Source organism: Bailinhaonella thermotolerans, from assembly GCF_003594875.1.
GTDB lineage: Bacteria > Actinomycetota > Actinomycetes > Streptosporangiales > Streptosporangiaceae > Bailinhaonella > Bailinhaonella thermotolerans.
In genome coordinates this window covers 1,064,329-1,084,278 of sequence record NZ_QZEY01000001.1, presented here as the reverse complement: position 1 = coordinate 1,084,278, position 19,950 = coordinate 1,064,329, and the positions used below count along the sequence as shown (strand labels likewise).

The 19,950-nt window shown below is 74.2% G+C and carries 14 protein-coding genes and 1 pseudogene; 12 read left to right on the top strand and 3 right to left on the bottom strand.

Annotated elements, in window-relative coordinates; genetic code table 11:
* On the top strand, nt 1-1,395 hold a 1,395-nt coding region (locus D5H75_RS05245; RefSeq protein ID WP_147425067.1), incomplete at its 5' end, for a glycoside hydrolase family 18 protein.
* A 138-nt stretch (nt 1,396-1,533) separates the two neighbouring features.
* On the opposite strand, the gene D5H75_RS05240 is transcribed toward D5H75_RS05245, so the two are convergent.
* Both D5H75_RS05240 and D5H75_RS05235 read right to left on the bottom strand, forming a co-directional pair.
* Nucleotides 1,534-2,175, bottom strand: a complete 642-nt coding sequence (locus tag D5H75_RS05240; protein ID WP_119925124.1) for an MBL fold metallo-hydrolase — start codon at nt 2,173-2,175, stop codon at nt 1,534-1,536.
* Entirely contained in the window at nt 2,172-2,999 is an 828-nt protein-coding gene (locus D5H75_RS05235; protein ID WP_202637813.1) for a maleylpyruvate isomerase N-terminal domain-containing protein, read from the bottom strand. The genes D5H75_RS05240 and D5H75_RS05235 overlap by 4 nt, the downstream gene beginning before the upstream one ends.
* Before the next feature lie 172 nt (nt 3,000-3,171).
* Here D5H75_RS05235 and D5H75_RS05230 point away from each other — a divergent pair, with 172 nt between their 5' ends.
* From D5H75_RS05230 to whiA, 9 genes and pseudogenes are all read left to right on the top strand, one after another.
* Nucleotides 3,172-4,455 carry an alpha/beta hydrolase gene (locus D5H75_RS05230; protein WP_202637812.1) on the top strand — a complete coding sequence of 428 codons (1,284 nt, stop codon included), beginning with the start codon at nt 3,172-3,174 and terminating at the stop codon, nt 4,453-4,455.
* A gap of 200 nt (nt 4,456-4,655) precedes the next feature.
* On the top strand, nt 4,656-7,499 hold the full coding sequence (uvrA, locus tag D5H75_RS05225) for an excinuclease ABC subunit UvrA (RefSeq protein ID WP_119925122.1): 2,844 nt from the start codon (nt 4,656-4,658) through the stop codon (nt 7,497-7,499).
* A 277-nt stretch (nt 7,500-7,776) separates the two neighbouring features.
* Complete coding sequence (locus D5H75_RS05220; protein WP_119925121.1) at nt 7,777-8,202, top strand: Rieske (2Fe-2S) protein; 426 nt, start codon at nt 7,777-7,779, stop codon at nt 8,200-8,202.
* 105 nt (nt 8,203-8,307) lie between these two features.
* On the top strand, nt 8,308-8,802 hold the full coding sequence (locus D5H75_RS05215; RefSeq protein ID WP_119925120.1) for a Rieske (2Fe-2S) protein: 495 nt from the start codon (nt 8,308-8,310) through the stop codon (nt 8,800-8,802).
* A 60-nt stretch (nt 8,803-8,862) separates the two neighbouring features.
* Nucleotides 8,863-10,425, top strand: a complete 1,563-nt coding sequence (locus D5H75_RS05210; RefSeq protein ID WP_119925119.1) for a hypothetical protein — start codon at nt 8,863-8,865, stop codon at nt 10,423-10,425.
* 4 nt (nt 10,426-10,429) lie between these two features.
* A pseudogene (gene uvrC, locus D5H75_RS05205) lies at nt 10,430-12,337 on the top strand (excinuclease ABC subunit UvrC); the annotation flags it as partial.
* A 287-nt stretch (nt 12,338-12,624) separates the two neighbouring features.
* Entirely contained in the window at nt 12,625-13,503 is an 879-nt protein-coding gene (rapZ, locus tag D5H75_RS05200) for an RNase adapter RapZ (protein WP_119925118.1), read from the top strand.
* On the top strand, nt 13,500-14,462 hold the full coding sequence (locus D5H75_RS05195) for a gluconeogenesis factor YvcK family protein (protein WP_119925117.1): 963 nt from the start codon (nt 13,500-13,502) through the stop codon (nt 14,460-14,462). The genes rapZ and D5H75_RS05195 overlap by 4 nt, the downstream gene beginning before the upstream one ends.
* Nucleotides 14,463-15,443, top strand: coding sequence for a DNA-binding protein WhiA (gene whiA / locus D5H75_RS05190; RefSeq protein ID WP_119925116.1), 981 nt, complete (start codon nt 14,463-14,465; stop codon nt 15,441-15,443).
* A gap of 147 nt (nt 15,444-15,590) precedes the next feature.
* Here whiA and D5H75_RS05185 read toward each other — a convergent pair whose 3' ends face one another.
* Nucleotides 15,591-17,186: an alpha/beta hydrolase gene (locus tag D5H75_RS05185; RefSeq protein WP_202637811.1), complete on the bottom strand. Its 1,596-nt coding sequence runs from the start codon at nt 17,184-17,186 to the stop codon at nt 15,591-15,593.
* Between the two features lie 420 nt (nt 17,187-17,606).
* Here D5H75_RS05185 and D5H75_RS05180 point away from each other — a divergent pair, with 420 nt between their 5' ends.
* Both D5H75_RS05180 and D5H75_RS05175 read left to right on the top strand, forming a co-directional pair.
* On the top strand, nt 17,607-19,055 hold the full coding sequence (locus tag D5H75_RS05180; RefSeq protein ID WP_242453981.1) for an MFS transporter: 1,449 nt from the start codon (nt 17,607-17,609) through the stop codon (nt 19,053-19,055).
* 192 nt (nt 19,056-19,247) lie between these two features.
* The gene (locus tag D5H75_RS05175) at nt 19,248-19,883 is read left to right on the top strand and encodes a LysE family translocator (protein ID WP_202637810.1); all 636 of its coding nucleotides are present in this window, start codon (nt 19,248-19,250) and stop codon (nt 19,881-19,883) included.
* Nucleotides 19,884-19,950: the final 67 nt, after the last annotated feature.

Below are 19,950 nucleotides of genomic sequence, written 5' to 3'. Positions count from 1 at the left end.
AGCACGTCGCACACCTACACCGTGACCGCGCGCGACGCCCGCGACAACGAGTCCGCCCGCAGCGCCCCCGTCACCGCCACCACCCAGCCAGGCGGAGGCGACCCCGGCGGGTACGCCAAGGTGGGGTACTTCGTGCAGTGGGGCATCTACGGGCGCGGGTACCTGGTCAAGCACCTGGACACCAGCGGGGCGGCCGCGAAGCTGACCCACATCAACTACGCGTTCTCCAACATCCACCCGACCCAGCACACCTGCATGAACGGGGTCAACAAGGCCACCACCCCCAACCCGCAGGACCCGAACCAGGGTGACGGCGCGGGCGACGCCTGGGCCGACTACGAGAAGGGCTTCTCGGCCGCCGAGTCGGTGGACGGCGTCGCCGACACCTGGGACCAGAAGCTCGCCGGCAACTACAACCAGCTCAAGAAGCTCAAGGCCAAGCACCCGCACCTGAAGACGCTGATCTCGCTCGGCGGCTGGACGTACTCCAAGTACTTCTCCGACGCCGCCTCGACGCCCGCCAAGCGGCAGGCGTTCGTCAAGTCCTGCATCGACATGTACATCAAGGGCGACCTGCCCGCGACCGGCGGACGGGGCGGTCCCGGCGCGGCGGCGGGCGTGTTCGACGGCATCGACATCGACTGGGAGTGGCCGGGCGCCGAGGGGCACCCGGGCAACCACGTCAGCCCGCAGGACAAGAACAACCTGACCCTGCTGCTCCAGGAGTTCCGCACCCAGCTCGACGCGCTGTCGGCCACCACCGGCAAGAAGTACCTGCTCACCGCGTTCACCCCGGCCGACCCCGTCAAGATCGACGCCGGGTGGGACCTGTCGAAGATCTTCAACTACCTCGACTTCGCCAACGTGCAGGGCTACGACTTCCACGGCGCCGGCAGCGACAACAGCTGGGAGCCCAACCGCACCGGCCACCAGGGCAACCTGCACCTGGACGCCGACAGCCCGTACAACCCGGACTTCAGCGTGGACAAGGCCGTGCGGCACTACCTGGACCGGGGCGTGGACCCGCGCAAGCTGACCATCGGCCTGGCCTACTACGGCCGGGGCTGGCAGCAGGTCACCGACGGCGGCAAGCGCGGCGAGTGGCAGGACGCCAAGGGGGCCGCCCCCGGCGACTTCCCCGAGGAGGCGGGCACCCGCGGCTACAAGAACATCGCGAGCCGCGTGCCCGGCTGCACGGTGCACCACGACGAGCAGTCCGTGGCCACCTACTGCTACACCGGGAACAACGGCCAGTGGTGGAGCTTCGACGACCCCTGGTCCATCGGAAAGAAGACCGACTACATCAAGGCCAACCGCCTGCTGGGCGCGATGGTCTGGGAGATGTCCGGAGACGACGGCAGCCTCACCACGGCCATGCACAACGGCCTGCGGTGACCCCCACGTGAGGGGCGGGGCGGGGCCGCCGCCCATCCTCGCCCGCTGGATCCGGGCCCGCCCGCCCCTCACGCCGCCCCGGACCCCGTACGGCACGGCCGAGCGCTCCCGGCCGTGCCGTACGGCATGAGCGGGGGCTCACCAGCCGCGTTCCCACCAGGAGGGCAGGGCGGGACGCTCGGCGCCCAGCGTGGTGTCCTTGCCGTGGCCGGGGTAGACCCAGGTCTCGTCGGGAAGGGGCTCGAAGACCCGCTCGACCACGTCGGTCATCAGGCTCTTGAAGAGCTCGGCGTCGCCCCAGGTGTTGCCGACGCCGCCGGGGAAGAGGCTGTCGCCGGTGAACAGGTGCGCGCCGTGCCGCAGCGCGATCGAGCCGGGGGTGTGGCCGCGCAGGTGGATGACCTCCAGCTCCACGTCGCCCACGGTGACCGTGTCGCCGTGCTCCAGCGGCTCGGCGACCGGGACGGGCAGCTCGGGCGCGTCGAGCGGGTGGGCCGCGACGGGCGCGCCGGTGGCCCGGACCACCTCGGCCAGGGCCTGCCAGTGGTCGCCGTGCCTGTGGGTCGTCACGATCCGCGCGAGCGGGGCGTCGCCGAGCAGGTCCAGCAGCCGGGCCGCCTCGTTGGCGGCGTCGATCAGCAGCACCTGCCCGGTGCGGGCGCAGCGCAGGAAGTAGGCGTTGTTGTCGTACGGCCCGACGGCCACCTTCGTGATCGTCAGGCCGGGCAGCTCGCGCACGTCGGCGGGGCCGCCCACGGTCACGTCGCCGGTGTAGGTCATCGGTCCTCTCCTCGGTCGGGCGCGGGGCCGTCCAGCCCCGCGACGCTGATCGGCCAGCTCGCCGGGGGCGCCGCGGGCATCGCGGACGGGGCGGGCAGGGGCGGCCACGGGGGAGGGGTGGGCAGCGGGCCGCGCGGCCGCGAGCGCAGCCCCTCGCCCCCGCCCCGGCCGGTGAGCCAGCCCAGCAGGTCGCGTTCGGTCCCGCTGATCACCGGCCCGTCGCCCAGGCCCCGCCAGGAGCGGCCGGTGTCGTCGGCGTCGATGCCGCCCAGCGGCGAGTCCCCCAGGTCGGCCAGGATCAGCGCGGTGTCGGTGAGCTCGCGGTGCACGAAGGTGTCCGCCCAGTCGGCGCAGTCGTAGCCGGCGTCCAGGTCCACGTGGTGCACCTCCAGCTCGCGCAGCCGCCGGACCAGGCAGTACCACGCCGGGTGGCGCGGGGGGCGGCGGCCGCTCACGGTGGCCGACCAGGCCTCGCGCGGCATGACCCGCACCGCCTCGGCGAGGCGGGCGGCGGAGTCCTCCAGGTCGGCGATCTGGAGGGCCAGCGGGCGGCCCGCCCCCGCCTCGATCCCCGCGGCGCGGGCCTCGGCGCTGGGGTACTGCGGCGTCTCGACGCCGGTGCGCGCCCAGGTGAGCAGGTTGATCTGGCCGTCGGCGTTGCGCGCGAGGTGGGTGAGGACGTGGCCGCGTGTCCAGCCGGGCAGGCGCGACGGCTTGGCCACGTCGGCGTCGCTGAGTCCCGCCGCCGTGGCCAGCAGCCGGTTGGTGGAGGCCGCGATCTCCGCGCTGACGGTGTCGATGACCGTGGTGGAGGACTTGCCCACGAGTGCGCTCCTTGCCCGTTGGTGCCGTGGCGTGGTGTGGCCACTGGTGCCGTGGCCACATCCTCTCGCAAAGCCCCCGGAGCGGGGCAGTGACGGGGGTCACCTTGCCTCGTTCGCCCTCTTGGTCCACCCTGAAGGGCAAAGTGATTGCTTACGCAAGGGCTGGAGCGCCATGGCCTCGATCACGCTGCTCGTGCTCGGTGTCCTCTCCCTGCTCGCGGTGGCCAACGCCCTCCACGCCCGCCGGCAGTGGACCGTCCTCATGGCGAGCTGGGCGGCCTCCATGCTCGCGCTGGAGTTCGCGCCGCTGTTCCTGGTCCTCGCCGCGGCCCTGACCGCCTGGTGCGTGGCGGCGGGCGCGCTCGCCGGCGCCGCCGGCTGGGCCGGTCTGGTGATCATGGCGGTGAGCTGGATCGGCTGGATCGAGCTGATCCGGCGCTCGCTGCGCTGCCGGGGCGTGCTGGAGGCCGCGGGGGCGGACGTGCGCCTCGACCCCGAGCAGGCGCCCGGCGAGCAGCTCGACCCGCGGCCCGCTCCCGCGCCGTTCCCGCTCTCGCACGTGCTGCTGCCGTTCCTGATGTTCCGGCGGCGCGGCGTGACCCGCACGGGCGGGATCGTCTACCACGAGCCCCCGGGGCGGTGGCGGCTCAAGCTGGACGTCTACCGGCCCGCCGGGCCCGCGCCCGCCCCGCGCCCGGGCATCCTGCAGATCCACGGCGGCGCCTGGGTCATGGGCAGCCGCCGGGAGCAGGGCATCCCCCTGTGCAACCACCTGGCCGCCAACGGCTGGGTCGTGCTCAACGCCGACTACGGCCTGTCGCCCAAGGTCACCTGGCCCGAGCACCTCATCGACCTCAAGCGCGCCGTCGCGTGGTACCGCGAGCACGCCGCGGAGTACGGCGCCGACCCCGGCTTCCTGTGCGTGACCGGCGGGTCCGCCGGGGGCCACCTGGCCTCGATGCTCGCGCTCACCCCCAACCGGCCCGAGTACCAGCCCGGCTTCGAGGACGTGGACACCACGATCCACGCCGCCGTCCCCTTCTACGGCGTGTACGACTGGCTCGGCGACATGACCCGGATGCCCGCCTCGCGCCGGCTGCTGGAGCGCCTGGTCGTCAAGCGCCGCCTCGCCGACGACCGCGAGGCGTACGAGAAGGGCTCGCCGGTGCACTGGATCGGCCCGGACGCGCCGCCGTTCTTCGTGATCAACGGGGACGTGGACACGCTCACCCCGGTCGAGGAGGCCGACCGGTTCGTCGAACGGCTGCGCGCGGTCTCGCCCCGCCCGGTCGTGCTCGCCCGGCTCCCCGGCGCGCAGCACGCGTTCGACCTGCTCCCGTCCTACCGGGTGGCACGGACCTTGGAAGCGGTGGAGCGTTTCCTCTCCGCGGTGCACCGCCACCACCTCGCCGGGCGCGACCGCGGACCCGGGCGGGACGCCGTACGGCAGTATTGAGGGGGACGAGGGGTTCGTACGGCGGGAGCCGCCGCGGACCTCGCGATCCCCGGCGGGCACGGGCTTTCCGGGCGCCGCCCGCCCGCCGGCCAGGGCGAGGGTGACCCGGGCGAAAATCGAACACGGAAGAAACTGTCGGTGGCCGTCGTTACCATCGCGACGACATATCTCTGCCCACCCGACTGACGAGAGACCCGACTGTGGCCGACCGCCTCATCGTTCGCGGAGCGCGCGAACATAACCTCAAGGACGTCTCGCTCGACCTGCCGCGAGACGCTCTAGTCGTCTTCACCGGACTGTCCGGCTCCGGCAAGTCCAGCCTGGCGTTCGACACGATCTTCGCCGAGGGGCAGCGGCGCTACGTCGAGTCCCTGTCGGCGTACGCCCGCCAGTTCCTCGGGCAGATGGACAAGCCCGACGTGGACTTCATCGAGGGCCTTTCCCCGGCGGTCTCGATCGACCAGAAGTCCACCTCGCGCAACCCGCGCTCCACGGTGGGCACGATCACCGAGGTCTACGACTACCTGCGCCTGCTGTGGGCGCGCGTCGGCAAGCCGCACTGTCCCGAGTGCGGGCGGCCCATCGCGCGCCAGCAGCCCCAGCAGATCGTGGACCGGGTGATGGAGCTGGAGGAGGGCACCCGCTTCCAGGTGCTCGCGCCCGTCGTCCGCGGCCGCAAGGGCGAATACGTCGAGCTGTTCCGCGAGCTGCAGACCAAGGGCTTCAGCCGCGCCCGCGTCGACGGCCGGATGATCCGCCTGGACGAGCCGCCGACGCTGAAGAAGTACGAGAAGCACGACATCGAGGTCATCGTCGACCGCCTCGCGGTCAAGGAGAGCGCCCGGCGGCGGCTCACCGACTCGGTCGAGACCGCCCTGCAGCTCTCCGGCGGCACGATCACGCTCGACTTCGTGGACCTGCCCGAGGACGACCCGCACCGCGAGCGGTTCTACTCCGAGCACCTCTACTGCCCCTACGACGACCTGTCGTTCGAGGAGCTGGAGCCGCGCTCGTTCTCGTTCAACAGCCCCTACGGCGCCTGCCCCGACTGCACCGGCCTGGGCACCCGGATGGAGGTCGACCCCGACCTCGTCGTGCCGGACCCGGAGAAGACCCTCGGCGAGGGGGCGCTGTCGCCGTGGTCCAACGGGCACGTCAGCGACTACTTCCTGCGGCTGATCGAGGCGCTCGGCGACGCGATGGGCTTCGACCTGGACACGCCGTGGGAGCGGCTGCCCAAGAAGGTCCAGAAGGCCCTGCTGCACGGCGCCGACGAGCAGGTCCACGTCCGCTACAAGAACCGCTACGGCAGGCAGCGGTCCTACTACACCAACTTCGAGGGCGTGATCTCCTACGTCCAGCGGCGGCACGCCGAGTCCGAGAGCGACGCCAGCCGGGAGAAGTTCGAGGGCTTCATGCGGGAGATCCCGTGCCCGTCGTGCAAGGGGGCGCGGCTCAAGCCGGTCATCCTCGCGGTGACGGTCGCGGACAAGTCGATCGCCGAGGTGGCCTCGCTGTCCATCGGCGAGTGCGCCAAGTTCCTGGCCGGGCTGTCGCTGTCCGACCGCGACATGCAGATCGCCGAGCGCGTGGTCAAGGAGATCAACGCCCGGCTCGGGTTCCTGCTCGACGTCGGCCTGGACTACCTCACGCTCGACCGCGCGGCCGGCACCCTGGCCGGCGGCGAGGCGCAGCGCATCCGGCTGGCCACCCAGATCGGCTCCGGCCTGGTCGGCGTGCTGTACGTCCTGGACGAGCCCAGCATCGGGCTGCACCAGCGCGACAACCAGCGGCTGCTGGAGACCCTGATCCGGCTGCGCGACCTGGGCAACACGCTGATCGTCGTCGAGCACGACGAGGACACCATCGCCGCGGCCGACTGGGTCGTGGACATCGGCCCGGGCGCGGGCGAGCACGGCGGCCAGGTCGTCGTGTCCGGCACGGTCGAGGAGCTCCTGGCGTCCGAGACGTCGCTGACCGGCGCCTACCTGTCCGGCCGCAAGAAGATCGCGGTCCCGGCCGAGCGGCGCAAGCCCGTCAAGGGCCGCTCGCTCGTGGTCAAGGGCGCGCGCGAGCACAACCTCAAGGGCACCGACGTCGAGTTCCCGCTCGGCGTGTTCACGGCGGTCACCGGCGTATCGGGGTCGGGCAAGTCCACGCTGGTCAACGACATCCTCTACGCCTCGCTCGCCAAGCAGCTCCACGGCGCGCGCACGGTCCCCGGCCGCCACTCGCGGGTCAACGGCGTCGACAACGTCGACAAGGTCGTCCACGTGGACCAGTCGCCGATCGGCCGCACCCCGCGGTCCAACCCGGCGACCTACACCGGCGTCTTCGACCACGTGCGCAAGCTGTTCGCGGCCACCACCGAGGCCAAGATCCGCGGCTACCAGCCGGGGCGGTTCAGCTTCAACGTCAAGGGCGGCCGCTGCGAGGCGTGCGCCGGCGACGGCACGATCAAGATCGAGATGAACTTCCTGCCGGACGTCTACGTCCCGTGCGAGGTGTGCCACGGCGCCCGCTACAACCGCGAGACGCTGGAGGTCCACTACAAGGGCAAGACGATCGCCGAGGTCCTCGACATGCCGATCGAGGAGGCGCTGGAGTTCTTCGAGGCGATCCCCGCGATCCGCCGCCACCTCCAGACCCTCAACGACGTCGGCCTGGGCTACGTCCGCCTCGGCCAGCCCGCCCCGACGCTGTCCGGCGGCGAGGCGCAGCGCGTCAAGCTGGCCGCCGAGCTGCAGAAGCGTTCCACCGGGCGCACGGTCTACGTCCTGGACGAGCCGACGACCGGCCTGCACTTCGAGGACATCCGCAAGCTGCTGGGCGTGCTCGGCCGGCTCGTGGACGCCGGGAACTCGGTCATCGTCATCGAGCACAACCTCGACGTGATCAAGACCGCCGACTGGATCATCGACATGGGCCCCGAGGGCGGCTCCGGCGGCGGCACCGTCGTCGCCACCGGCACCCCGGAGCAGGTCGCCGAGGTCGAGGCCAGCCACACCGGCCGCTTCCTCCGCCCCCTCCTGGCCCGGGGCTGACCCTCATCGCGTGGCGGGCGCACGCGCCCGCCACGCGCCGCCGTGCTCCGGGGGCGTTCCGGGGCGCGTTCCGCCGTACGGCGTCCGCGGGGCGCGGCGCCGTACGGACCGGCGCGGGAGCCGGGGGAGGGGACCCGGATTCGGGACCGGGCGATATCGTTCCTAGGCTTGTGCCAAGGGTCCGCCAAGGGGCCGTGAACAGGGCCCCGGCCGTCACCGCCGGCGCGGGCCTTCGTCAGGGGAGACCCGAGGGGTCTCGGTCGAGGGGGAGATCGTCATGTCGGGTCGTTCCGAGCTGCCCGCGCCCAGCCGCCGGACCGTCCTGGGCGTCGCGGGCGTGGCCTGCGGGGCCGTGCTCACCGGCTGCTCGCAGGGTGAGCCGGGCGGCGGCGGGGAGGTGCCCGCGGCCATCAAGGGCAAGGTCATCGCGCAGAAGGGCGACATCCCCGTCGGCGGCGGCAAGGTGATCACCAAGTACAAGGTCGTCATCACCCAGCCCACCCAGGGCGTCTTCAAGGCCTTCTCGGCGCGCTGCCCGCACAAGGGCTGCAACGTGGGCCGCGTCACCGACGGCGTGATCATCTGCCCGTGCCACGGCAGCGAGTTCGCGGTGGACTCCGGCGCGGCCAAGAAGGGTCCCGCCGAGGGACCGCTGCGGGAGTACAAGGTCGAGCTGCAGGGCGACGGGATCGCGGTCGTCTGACGACCCGCGTCTGACGATCCGCGAAACGGCGGCTCCCGGTGAACCGGGCGCCGCCGTTTCGCGTGTACCCGGCAGGGAGAGGTTCCCGAGCCGAGGGGAGACACCATGCGGGCGGATGACGCGGATCGGACGGAGGAGGTCCCGGCGGCGGGCCGCAGGGCGATCGTCCTCGGGATCGGGGCGGCGGGCGCGACGGCCCTGACCGCCTGCGCCGGGTACGGCACGCCGCCGGGCGACCAGGCCGGGCGCAGCCCCGCGCCGCCCCAGGCGTCCCCGCCCGCGACCGGCGGCGGGGACGGCGCGGGCGCCGGCGGCGATGCGCTGGCCAGGGCCGAGGAGATCCCGGTCGGCGGCGGCAAGGTCTTCCAGGCCGAGAAGGTCGTGGTGACCCAGCCCGCGGCCGGGGACTTCAAGGCGTTCAGCGCCGTCTGCACCCACCGGGGCTGCACGGTCGGCTCCGTCGAGGGCGGCACCATCAACTGCCCCTGCCACGGCAGCAAATACAAGATCGCCGACGGGTCGGTCGCCGGCGGACCGGCCCCCGACCCCCTTCCCGAGAAGCGGATCACCGTCCAGGACGGCCGGATCACCCTCGCCTGACCACCCCCCGCCGGCCGCCGGCGCGCCCCGCGGGGGCGGGCGTGCGGTGAGAATGGAGGCGTGGTCGGGACGGAGGAGGGGACGCGCGGCCGGGAGGGCCTGGGCGTCCGGCGGGGGGCGCCGCCGCCGCGCGGGTTCCCGTTCGGGGGCGGGTTCGGGGAACTGGCGTACTGGGCGCTCGGGGCGGGGGTCCTCGCGTGGGGCGCCCTCGTCGTGTCGCGCCACGAGTGGGTGGGCGACTGGGCGCTGCACCTGGCGACGGTGCGCGCGATGGCCGCCGACCCGTGGGACCCGGCCGACCCGATGGTGGGCGGGCGCGTCGCCTCGCCGTACCTCTCGCCGTGGGCGCTGGCGCTCGGGCTGCTCACCCGGCTCACCGGGCTCGCGCCGGAGACCGTGCTGGAGGCCGGCGCGCTGCTGAACCTGCTGCTGCTCGTGGCGGGCCTGCGGGTGTTCTGCCGCCGGCTGAGCCCGCGGCCCGCGGTCGCGGCGCTCGCCCTGGTCTTCACGCTCGTGCTGTGGGGCCTGCCGGAGACGCCGTGGAGCGGCTTTCCCGGGCTGGGGTCGCTGTCGTACGTGATGCCCTATCCCGGGACCTTCGCGCTCGCGCTGACGCTGTTCCTGTGGGCCGCGCTGGCGCGGTTCCTCGCGACCGGGTCGGGCCGGGCGCTGGCGGCCGTGCCGCCGCTCGCGGCCGTGGTGCTGCTCGTCCACCCGTTCACCGCGCTGGCCGCCGCGGCCGGCGCGGCCGCCTTCGCCGCCGCCCGCCCGCCCTCGCGGCGGCGGCTCGCGGCGCTGGTCCCGGCCTCCGCCGCCGCGCTCGGGGCCGCCGCGCTGTGGCCGCACTCCTCCCTGGCCACCCTGGCCGCCGCCGGGGACGACTTCTCCGAGATCCACCGCCCGCTGGCCGTCCACGCCCTCGGGTACGGCGGGCTCGCCCTGGCCGGCCTGCCCGCGCTCGTGTACGGCGTGCGGCGGCCGTTCGGCCGTGAGACGGCCGTCCTCGCCGGGCTCGTGGCGGCGGCACTGGGGGCCGCGGCGGTCCTCGGCGCCTACGAGTACTTCCGGCTGCTGCCGGTGCTCGTGCTCGCCCTCCACCTCGCGCTGGCGCGGCACCTGGGCGACGGCCTGCCGTGGCGGGCGCCGTACGCCGTCGTGACCGCGCTGGCCTGCCTGGCCGGGCTGTACGGCGCCTGGCCCGGGCTCGTCCGCGCGCTCCCGGCCGACGCCCAGCGGGGGCCGGGCGTGCTGCGGACCGACCACCGGTACGACTTCGCGCGGCCGCACCTGCGGGAGGGGGACGTGGTGATCGCCGACCGGGCGGCCGCGGGGCGGTCCCTCGTGCGGTGGGGGGCGCGGGTCGTGGCGCCGCCGTACCCCTATCCGTTCCTGCGCGACGAGCGGCGGCGGCACGAGGACGCGGCCCGGTTCTTCGCGGCCGGCACGCCGGCGGGGGAGCGGGCGGCGATCGCGCGGCGGTACGGCGTGCGCTGCCTGCTGGACACGCGGGGCAGGGCGCCGGAGGCGCCGGGGTTCACGCGCGCGGCGGACGGGCCGGGCGGCGCGGAGCTGTGGTGCGCGGCCGGAGCCGTCCGCGTTGTCGGTGGCAGCCACTACCCTTGATGTCGTGGCGGATCCGGCGAATTACAGACCAGCTCCCGGATCGATCCCCGAGTCCCCGGGTGTCTATCGTTTCTCCGATGAGCATGGCCGCGTGGTCTACGTGGGCAAGGCCAAGAGCCTGCGCCAGCGGCTGAACTCCTATTTCGCCGACTTCGCGAGCCTTCACCAGCGCACGCAGACGATGCTGACGACCGCGTGCAAGGTCGAGTGGACCGTGGTCGGCACCGAGGTGGAGGCGCTCCAGCTCGAATACTCCTGGATCAAGGAGTTCGACCCGCGCTTCAACGTCAAGTACCGCGACGACAAGTCCTACCCCTACCTCGCGGTGACGCTCGACGAGGACTTCCCGCGCGTGATGGTCATGCGGGGGGCCAAGCGCAAGGGCACCCGCTACTTCGGCCCCTACTCCCACGCGTGGGCCATCCGCGAGACCGTGGACCTGCTGCTGCGGGTGTTCCCGATCCGCACCTGCTCGGCCGGGGTGTTCAAGCGCGCGAGCCAGACCGGCCGCCCGTGCCTGCTCGGTTACATCGACAAGTGCTCGGCCCCCTGTGTGGGCAACGTCAGTCCCGAGGGCCACCGGGAGCTCGTCGAGGACTTCTGCGACTTCATGGCGGGCAACACCGGCCGCTTCATCAAGCGCCTGCAGCAGGAGATGCGCGAGGCGTCGGCCGAGATGGAGTACGAACGCGCCGCCCGCCTGCGCGACGACATCAAGGCCCTCGAACGCGCCCTGGAGAAGCAGTCGGTCGTGCTCGGCGACAACACCGACGCCGACGTGATCGCCCTGGCCGAGGACGCCCTGGAGGCGGCCGTCCAGGTCTTCTACGTGCGCGGCGGGCGCATCAGGGGCCAGCGCGGCTGGGTCGTGGACAAGGTCGAGGACGTCACGCCCGGGCAGCTCGTCGAGCAGTTCCTGCTGCAGATGTACGGCGAGGCGCCCCCCGAGGCCGTGCCGCGCGAGGTGCTGGTGGCCGCCGAGCCGCCGGACCGCGAGGCGATCACCGACCTGCTCGCCGAGCACCGGGGCGGCCGCGTGGACGTCCGCGTGCCCCAGCGCGGCGACAAGCGGACGCTGCTGGAGACCGTCGAGCGCAACGCCAAGGAGGCGCTGGCCCAGCACAAGCTGCGCCGCGCGAGTGACCTGACCACCCGCAGCCGGGCCCTGCAGGAGATCGCCGACGCGCTCGACCTGGAGCAGGCGCCGCTGCGCATCGAGTGCTACGACGTGTCCAACCTGCAGGGCACCAACGTGGTCGCCTCGATGGTGGTGTTCGAGGACGGCCTGGCCCGCAAGAGCGAATACCGCCGCTTCTCGGTGCGCGGCCACGAGGGGCTGGACGACGTCTCCGCGATCCGCGAGGTGATCACCCGCCGGTTCAAGCGCTACCTGGAGGAGCGCACGGCCACGGGCGAGCTCGACGCCGAGCCCGACACCGCGGCCGGGCAGCCGATCGACCCCGACACGGGCCGGCCGCGCAAGTTCGCCTACCCGCCCAACCTGCTCATCGTGGACGGCGGGCAGCCGCAGGTCGCGGCGGCGCAGCGGGCGCTGGACGAGCTGGGCGTGGACGACGTGGCCGTCTGCGGCATCGCCAAGCGCATGGAAGAGGTCTGGCTGCCCGGCGAGGACGACCCGGTCATCCTCCCGCGCGCCAGCGAGGGGCTCTACCTCGTGCAGCGGGTCCGCGACGAGGCCCACCGCTTCGCGATCACCTACCACCGGCAGAAGCGCTCCACCAGCATGCGCGCCAGCGAGCTGGACGACGTGCCGGGTCTCGGCCCGGCGCGGCGCCGCGCGCTGCTCAAGCACTTCGGCTCGGTCAAGCGGCTGCGCGCGGCGACGGCCGAGGAGATCCAGGAGATCCCCGGCATCGGCCGCGCGACCGCCGAGGCGATCCTGGCCGCCCTGAACGGCCCCGCGGACGCGGGCGGCGCTGGGGGCACGGCCGGGGACGCGGTGGCGGGCACGGCCGGGGAGGCGGCGGGCACGGCCGGGGAGAGCGCCGGCGCCGCCGCGGCCGAGCCCGCCGGGAACCCGGGCACGGGCCCGGGAACAGGCACGACGCCGGCGGCGGTTTCACCTACGACGGGTCAGGAAACAGCGACATCGCGATCGGCGCCCGGATCGGCGGCCCGATCGGCGGCCACAGGCACGGCGACAACGGAGACGGCGTCTCCGGAGACAGGGGGGCGGAGATGACCGGGGGCGAGGTGACCACGCCGGAGTTCGTCATCGTGACGGGGATGTCCGGCGCGGGCCGCAGCACGGCGGCCAAGTCGCTGGAGGACCTCGACTGGTTCGTGGTGGACAACCTGCCGCCGGGGCTGCTGGCCACCATGGCCGACCTCGCCGGCCGCACGCGGGGCGCCGCCGCCAAGATCGCGGCCGTGGTCGACGTGCGCAGCCTGGCGTTCACCACCGACCTGCGCACGGCCGTCAAGGAGCTGCAGTCGCGCGGCATCGGCGTGCGCGTGGTCTACCTGGAGGCCAGCGACGAGGAGCTGGTGCGCCGCTTCGAGAGCGTGCGCCGCCCCCACCCGCTGCAGAACGACGGCCGCCTGGTGGACGGCATCGCCCGCGAGCGCGAGGTGCTCCGCGAGGTCCGCGCCCACGCCGACCTGGTGATCGACACGACCGGGCTCAACGTCCACGCGCTCCGCGCCAAGATCATCGCGTTCTTCGGCGGCGAGGGCCGCGCCGGGCTGCGCGTCGCCGTCGTCTCCTTCGGCTACAAGTACGGCCTGCCGGTGGACGCCGACCTGGTCGTGGACTGCCGCTTCCTGCCCAACCCGCACTGGGTGCCGGACCTGCGCCCGATGACGGGGATGGACGCCCCCGTGCGCGAATACGTCCTCGGCCAGGCCGGGGCCAAGGAGTTCCTCGACTCCTACGAGGAGGTGCTGCGCGTGGTCACCGCGGGATACGGCCGCGAGGGCAAGTCCTACGTCACGCTGGCCGTCGGCTGCACGGGCGGCAAGCACCGCAGCGTCACCATGGCGGAGCAGCTCGGGACGCGCCTGCGCGACCGCGGCGTCGAGGTCCAGGTGTCCCACCGCGATCTGGGACGCGAGTGAGCAGCGGCGAACCGCCCGCCGTCGTCGCCCTGGGCGGCGGGCACGGGCTGCACGCGTCCCTGTCGGCGTTACGGCGGGTCACCGACCGGTTGACGGCCGTGGTGACCGTGGCCGACGACGGCGGCTCCAGCGGCCGGTTACGGCGTGAGCTGGGCGTGCTGCCGCCGGGCGACCTGCGCATGGCGCTGGCGGCGCTGTGCGGCGACGACGAGTGGGGGCAGACCTGGAGCCGGGTCGTGCAGCACCGGTTCCAGAGCGAGGGCGAGCTCCACGGGCACGCCGTCGGCAACCTGCTGATCGTCGCGCTGTGGGAGCTGCTGGGCGACCCCATCGCCGGGCTCGACTGGGTGGGCCGGCTGCTGGGCGCCCAGGGCCGCGTGCTGCCCATGGCCTCGGTGCCGCTGGACATCGCCGCCGAGGTGGAGGGGGCCGACCCGGCGCGGCCGTACGACGTCTCGGTGGTGCGCGGCCAGGTGGCGTGCGCGCTCACCCCGGGGCGCGTGCGCGCGATCTCGCTGCTGCCGCCCGACCCGCCGGCCTCGCCCGAGGCGGTGCGCGCCGTCTGGGAGGCCGACTGGATCGTGTTCGGGCCCGGATCGTGGTTCACGAGCGTTCTGCCGCACCTGAAAGTCCCCGAACTGGCAGACGCGCTGCTGAATACGTCGGCCAACCGGCTCGTTGCCCTTAACCTGGCACCTCAGCCTGGGGAGACCGACGGGTTCTCGCCGCAGGCCCACCTGGACGTGCTCCAGGCGCACGCCCCGTCCCTGACGGTGGACGTGGTGCTGGCCGACCGGGGGGTCGTGGCCGATCCCGCCGATCTGGAGAAGGCTGTGGAGGCGATGGGGGGCAGGCTGGTGCTCGCCGACGTGGCCGCCGCGGACGGTTCACCGCGGCACGACCCCGAGCGGCTGGCCGCCGTGCTGGGCGAGATATTCCTTAGGGGGAGGACTTCTTAGATGGCGATGACCGGAGTGGTCAAGGACGAGCTGAGCCGCTTGTCCATCCTGAAGCCGTGCTGCCGCAAGGCGGAGGTGTCGACCTTGCTGCGCTTCGCGGGCGGGCTGCACCTCGTCGGCGGGCGCATCGTGATCGAGGCCGAGCTCGACACGAGCGCGGCGATGAGAAGACTGCGCAAGGACATCGCGGAGGTGTTCGGGCACCAGTCCGAGATGCTCGTGCTGGCCCCGTCCGGGCTGCGCAAGGGCAACCGGTACGTCGTGCGCGTCTACCGCGACGGGGAGACCCTGGCCCGGCAGACCGGGCTGATCGACAACAACGGGCGGCCCGTGCGCGGGCTGCCCCGGCAGGTCGTCGCGGGCGCCACCTGCGACGCCGAGGCTGCCTGGCGCGGGGCGTTCCTGGCCCACGGCTCGCTGACCGAGCCGGGCCGGTCGATGTCGCTGGAGGTCACCTGCCCGGGGCCGGAGGCGGCGCTGGCGCTGGTCGGCTCCGCCCGGCGGCTGAAGATCCACGCCAAGGCGCGCGAGGTGCGCGGCGTGGACCGGGTCGTCGTCCGCGACGGCGACTCCATCGGCGCGCTGCTCACCCGCCTGGGCGCGCACGACAGCGTGCTCGCCTGGGAGGAGCGCCGCATGCGCCGCGAGGTGCGCGCGACCGCCAACCGCCTGGCCAACTTCGACGACGCCAACCTGCGCCGCTCGGCCCGCGCGGCGGTGGCCGCCGGCGCCCGGGTGGCCCGCGCCCTGGAGATCCTGGGCGACGAGGCCCCCGAGCATCTGGTCGTCGCCGGCCGGCTGCGCCTGGAGCACCGCCAGGCGTCCCTGGAGGAGCTGGGCCAGCTCGCCGACCCGCCGCTCACCAAGGACGCCATCGCCGGGCGCATCCGCCGCCTGCTGGCCATGGCCGACAAGCGCGCCGCCGAGCTGGGCGTGGACGGCACCGAGGCCAACCTCACCCCGGAGATGCTCGCCCCCTGACCCGCCCCCGCCTCCCGCCGTACGGCCTGAGCCGTACGGCGGGCGCGGGCGGGACGGCGGCCGGCGGCGTGCCGCGCGGGGCGCGCGCCACGCCGCCGGGTCAGGCGGTCAGACGGTCAGGCGTCTGGCGCTCTGGTGGTCCGGCGGTCAGGACCAGCCGGGCACACCGGGCAGGCCGGGCACCGGGCTCACCGGGAGCGGCGGCCGGACGCCGGTCGCGCGCCGGGTCTCCGGCGGCACGGCGGGGCAGCGCGCGCCGGGGCGGGGGACCGCGCCGGAGAGCAGGTAGGCGTCGAAGACGGCGCGGCACTCGCCCTGCCAGTAGACGCCGTGGCCCCAGCCCTCGTAGGTGAGCAGGCGGGCCTCACGGCCGATCTGGCGGGCCGAGCTCACCGCCCACGGGTAGGCGGTCGCGGGGTCGTGCAGGGAGTTGGCCAGCAGCAGCGGCGGCGTGCCGTCGACCCGGAGCCGGTGCTGCGGGTTGGGGATGGGCGCGGGGCGGCCCAGGCACATGGCCGTCAGCGAGAGAGCCAGCGGGCTGAACCGCATGTCAGGGGCGATCCGCTCGCTCAGCCGCACGTGGGCGGCGTACTCCCGGTAGTTCCGCAGCGGGAGCCGGAAGTCCTGGCAGAACACCTCGACGGGGAAGGGAGTCACCTCCTGGCTCCGCTGGGCGCTCCCGGCCGGCGACGCGGCCGCCGGCGCGCCCGTGGGGGTGCCCGCGTCGGCGGCGGCCAGCCACCGGGCGAGAACGGACCAGTCCGGGCCGTAGAAGTCGCGGAAGGCGCGCGCGATGACGTCCAGCTTGGTCAGGACCACGTCCGGGTGCTCCGGGTCGCGCAGTTCGCCGCGCTCGGCCCGCGCGAGCAGACCGGCGAACACGGCGCGGACGTCGCGGCCGTGCAGCGCGCAGGACGCGTCGCGGCGGCACCAGGCCGCGAACTCGTCGAAGGAGTCCTGGACCGTGGCGGACTCGGTCGCGATGAAGCCCGTCGTGCCCAGGCTGTGGTCCATGTTGCTGTCCAGGGCCAGCGCGCGGAACCGGTGCGGGAACGTCTCGGCGTACATCTGGCCGATCAGCGTGCCGTACGAGATGCCGTAGTAGGTGAGCTTCTCGTCGCCGACGGCGGCGCGGATGTCGTCCATGTCCCTGGCCACGCTGACGGAGTCCACGTGGTCGAAGACCGGGCCGGTGCGCGCCCGGCAGTCCTCGCGGAGCCGCCGGTTGTAGTCGAGCCACCGGTCGAAGTCGGCCTGGCTCCTCATCAGGGGGTCGGGCATCCGCGCGAGCAGCTCGGTGGAGCAGACGACCGGGTCGCTGGCGCCGACGCCGCGCGGGTCGAACCCGATCACGTCGAAGCGCCGCAGGATCTCGGGGCTGAAGAACCGGCGGGCCTCGGCCAGGGCGAACAGCACGCCGGACCCGCCGGGGCCGCCGGGGTTGATCAGCAGGGAGCCGATCCTGGCGTTCTGGTCGGTGGCCTTGATCCGGGCCAGCGCCAGGTCGGTCGTCGGCCCGCCGGGCCTGCTCCGGTCCACGGGCACGGTGAGCGTGCCGCAGTCGGCGCTCGGGTCCTGCGGGCAGGGGGCCCAGGCGATGGCGGGCGCCTTGCCGGGGGTGGTGGCCTGGGCGGCCTGGGCCCGCCCGGGGGCGGGGTCGCGCGCGGCGGCCGCGGCGGGCGGCGTCAGCAGGGCCGCGGCGACGGCGGGGACGAGGAGGGCGATCATGAGGGGTCTTCGCACGCGCGAACTCCAATCTCCGGGACTTGCCGCGGGGGAGGGGCCGGGCCGCGTCCCGCGCGGCGGCGCCCCGGTCCCCGGCCGGTCGTGGGGCGGGCGGTCTGCGATCACGTGCGTCTCGATTGTCGGTTCGATCAGGGAAACCGCCCATCCGCCGGGAGGATGAACTCCGCCTCCTCCCCGGCTCGGAGACGGCCGCCTCACATGCGCCCGTGGTCGCAGGCCGGCCGCCGTCGCCGTACGGCCGCCGCGAGGCCGCGCCGACGGGCACGCGGACGGGCACGCCGACGGCACGCGGACGGCACGCGGGCGGGCAAGGGGGCGGTGCACGCGGCGGGAACCCGGGGGGCCGGAGCGGGCCGCGCGGGGCTACGCTCGGATTACGGATGGGGCGGGAGTGCCGGGCGTGGCGGGAGGCCGGGTGTGACGGGCGGGGGCGAACGCGCGGTGGAGCGCGGAGACGGGCGCGACGCGGGGCTGAGCGCCGCCCGGGGACGGTGGCTGCTGGTCGCGACCATCCTCGGATCCGGCATGGCCTTCCTGGACTCCTCGGCCGTCAACGTGGCGCTGCCCAGGCTCGGCGAGGAGATGGACGCCTCGGTGTCGGGGCTCCAGTGGACGGTCAACGCCTACATGCTCACGCTGTCGGCGCTGGTGCTGCTGGGCGGGGCGCTGGGGGACAGGTTCGGGCGGCGGCGGGTGTTCGTGCTCGGCGTGGTCTGGTTCGCCGCCGCGTCCCTGGCCTGCGGCCTGGCCCCGAACATCGGCGTGCTGGCGGTCGCCCGCGCCGTCCAGGGCGTCGGGGCCGCGCTGCTGACCCCCGGCTCGCTCGCGCTGCTCCAGGCGCTGTTCCCGGCCGACCGGCGGGCCTGGGCGATCGGCGTGTGGTCGGGCCTGTCGGGGCTCGCGGGCGTCGCCGGGCCGCTGCTGGGCGGGTGGCTGGTGCAGACGCTGGGCTGGCGCTGGGTGTTCTTCATCAACCTGCCGCTGGCGGTGGCCGTGGTGCTGATCACCCTGTGGCAGGTGCCCGAGAGCAGCAGCCCCGGGCACGGCCGCTTCGACGTGCCCGGCGCCGTGCTGGGCGCGCTCACGCTGGCCGGGCTCACCGTGTGCCTGATCGAGGCCCCCTCCACCGGGTGGGGCTCCCCGCTGGGGGCGGGCTCGCTGGCGGTCGGCCTGGCCTCGGCCGTGGCCTTCGTGCTCGTCGAGCGGCGCGTCTCCGCGCCGATGCTGCCGCCGGGGATCTTCCGGTCCCGCCGGTTCACCGGGGCCAACCTCGCCACCCTGGCGATCTACGCCGCGCTGAGCGGGGTCGGGTTCTTCCTGGTCATCGAGTTGCAGATCACCTCCGGGTACGGCGCGCTCGCCGCCGGGTCGGCGATGCTGCCGGTGACGCTGCTGCTGATGCTGCTCTCGGGCCGGGCGGGCTCGCTGTCCCAGCGGATCGGGCCGCGCGTCCCGATGACCCTGGGCCCCCTGCTGGCAGCGGCCGGGACGCTGCTCATGCTCCGCGTCGGCCCGCGCGCGTCGTACGTCTGGGACGTGCTCCCCGGCCAGGTCGTCTTCGGCCTGGGCCTCGCGCTGACGGTCGCCCCGCTGACCGCCACCGTCCTGGCCGCCGCCGAGGACCGCTACGCCGGGCTCGCCAGCGGGGTCAACAACGCCGCCGCGCGCATCGCCGGCCTGCTCGCCGTCGCGGGGCTGCCCACCGTGGTCGGCCTCACGGGCGAGGCGTACAAGAACCCGCCGCTGCTCGACGCCACCTACCACCGCGCCCTGTGGATCTGCGCCGGGCTGCTCGCCCTCGGCGGCCTGATCTCCTGGCTCACCATCGGCCCGAGGCCGGAGAACGTCCAGGACCCCCGGTCCTGACGCCGGGAGCCCCGCCGTTCGGCGCGCGGGGCCGTACGGAGGTCCGGGCTCCGCCGTACGGAGGTCCGGGGCTCCGCCGTGCGCCGGGCCGGGGAGCACCGCCGTACGGCGTGGGCCGGGCGGGAAGTGGTCCGGGAACGCGGGGCCGGATCGGTCCGGACCGGGGCGCGGGGCCGGGGCTAGGGTCGCCGTGTGATCGAGACGCAGACGTATGTCGTGTTCGTGGTGGCCGCGGCGGCGCTGGTGATGGTGCCGGGGCCGAACCACCTGTACATCATGGCCCGCAGCGCCGCGGAGGGGTCGCGGTCGGGGGTGGCGTCCTCGCTGGGGGTGGAGACCGGGACGCTCGTGCACATCGCCGCGGCGGCGGCCGGGCTGTCGTACGTGATCGCCCGGTCCGCGGTCGCGTTCGACGTGATCCGGTACTGCGGCGCCGCCTACCTGGTGTACCTCGGCGTGCGGGCCCTCCTCGACCGGGGCGGGGAGACCGGGCCGCGGGAGCTCCCGCCGCGGCGGATGCGGCGGGTGTACGCCGAGGGCGTCGTGGTCAACGTGTTCAACCCCAAGGTCATCCTGTTCTTCCTGGCGTTCCTCCCGCAGTTCGTGGACCGCTCGGCGGGCTCGGTCCCGGCCCAGGTCGTCGTGCTCGGCCTGACCCTGAGCGTCCTTGGCCTGCTCTCCAACCTGGGGTACGCCTTCGCCGCCGGCCTCCTGGTCACCCGCCTGCGCGCCCGGCCCCGCGCCCTCCTCTACCAGCGCCGGGGCAGCGGCGTCGTCTACCTCGCCCTGGGCGCGTGGGCGGCGGTGTCGGGGGCCCGGCCGGCCTGACCGCGGGCCCGGTCCCGGGACCGCCGTGACACCCGCGTCGCCGGAGCGGCCGCGAAAGGTCTAAACC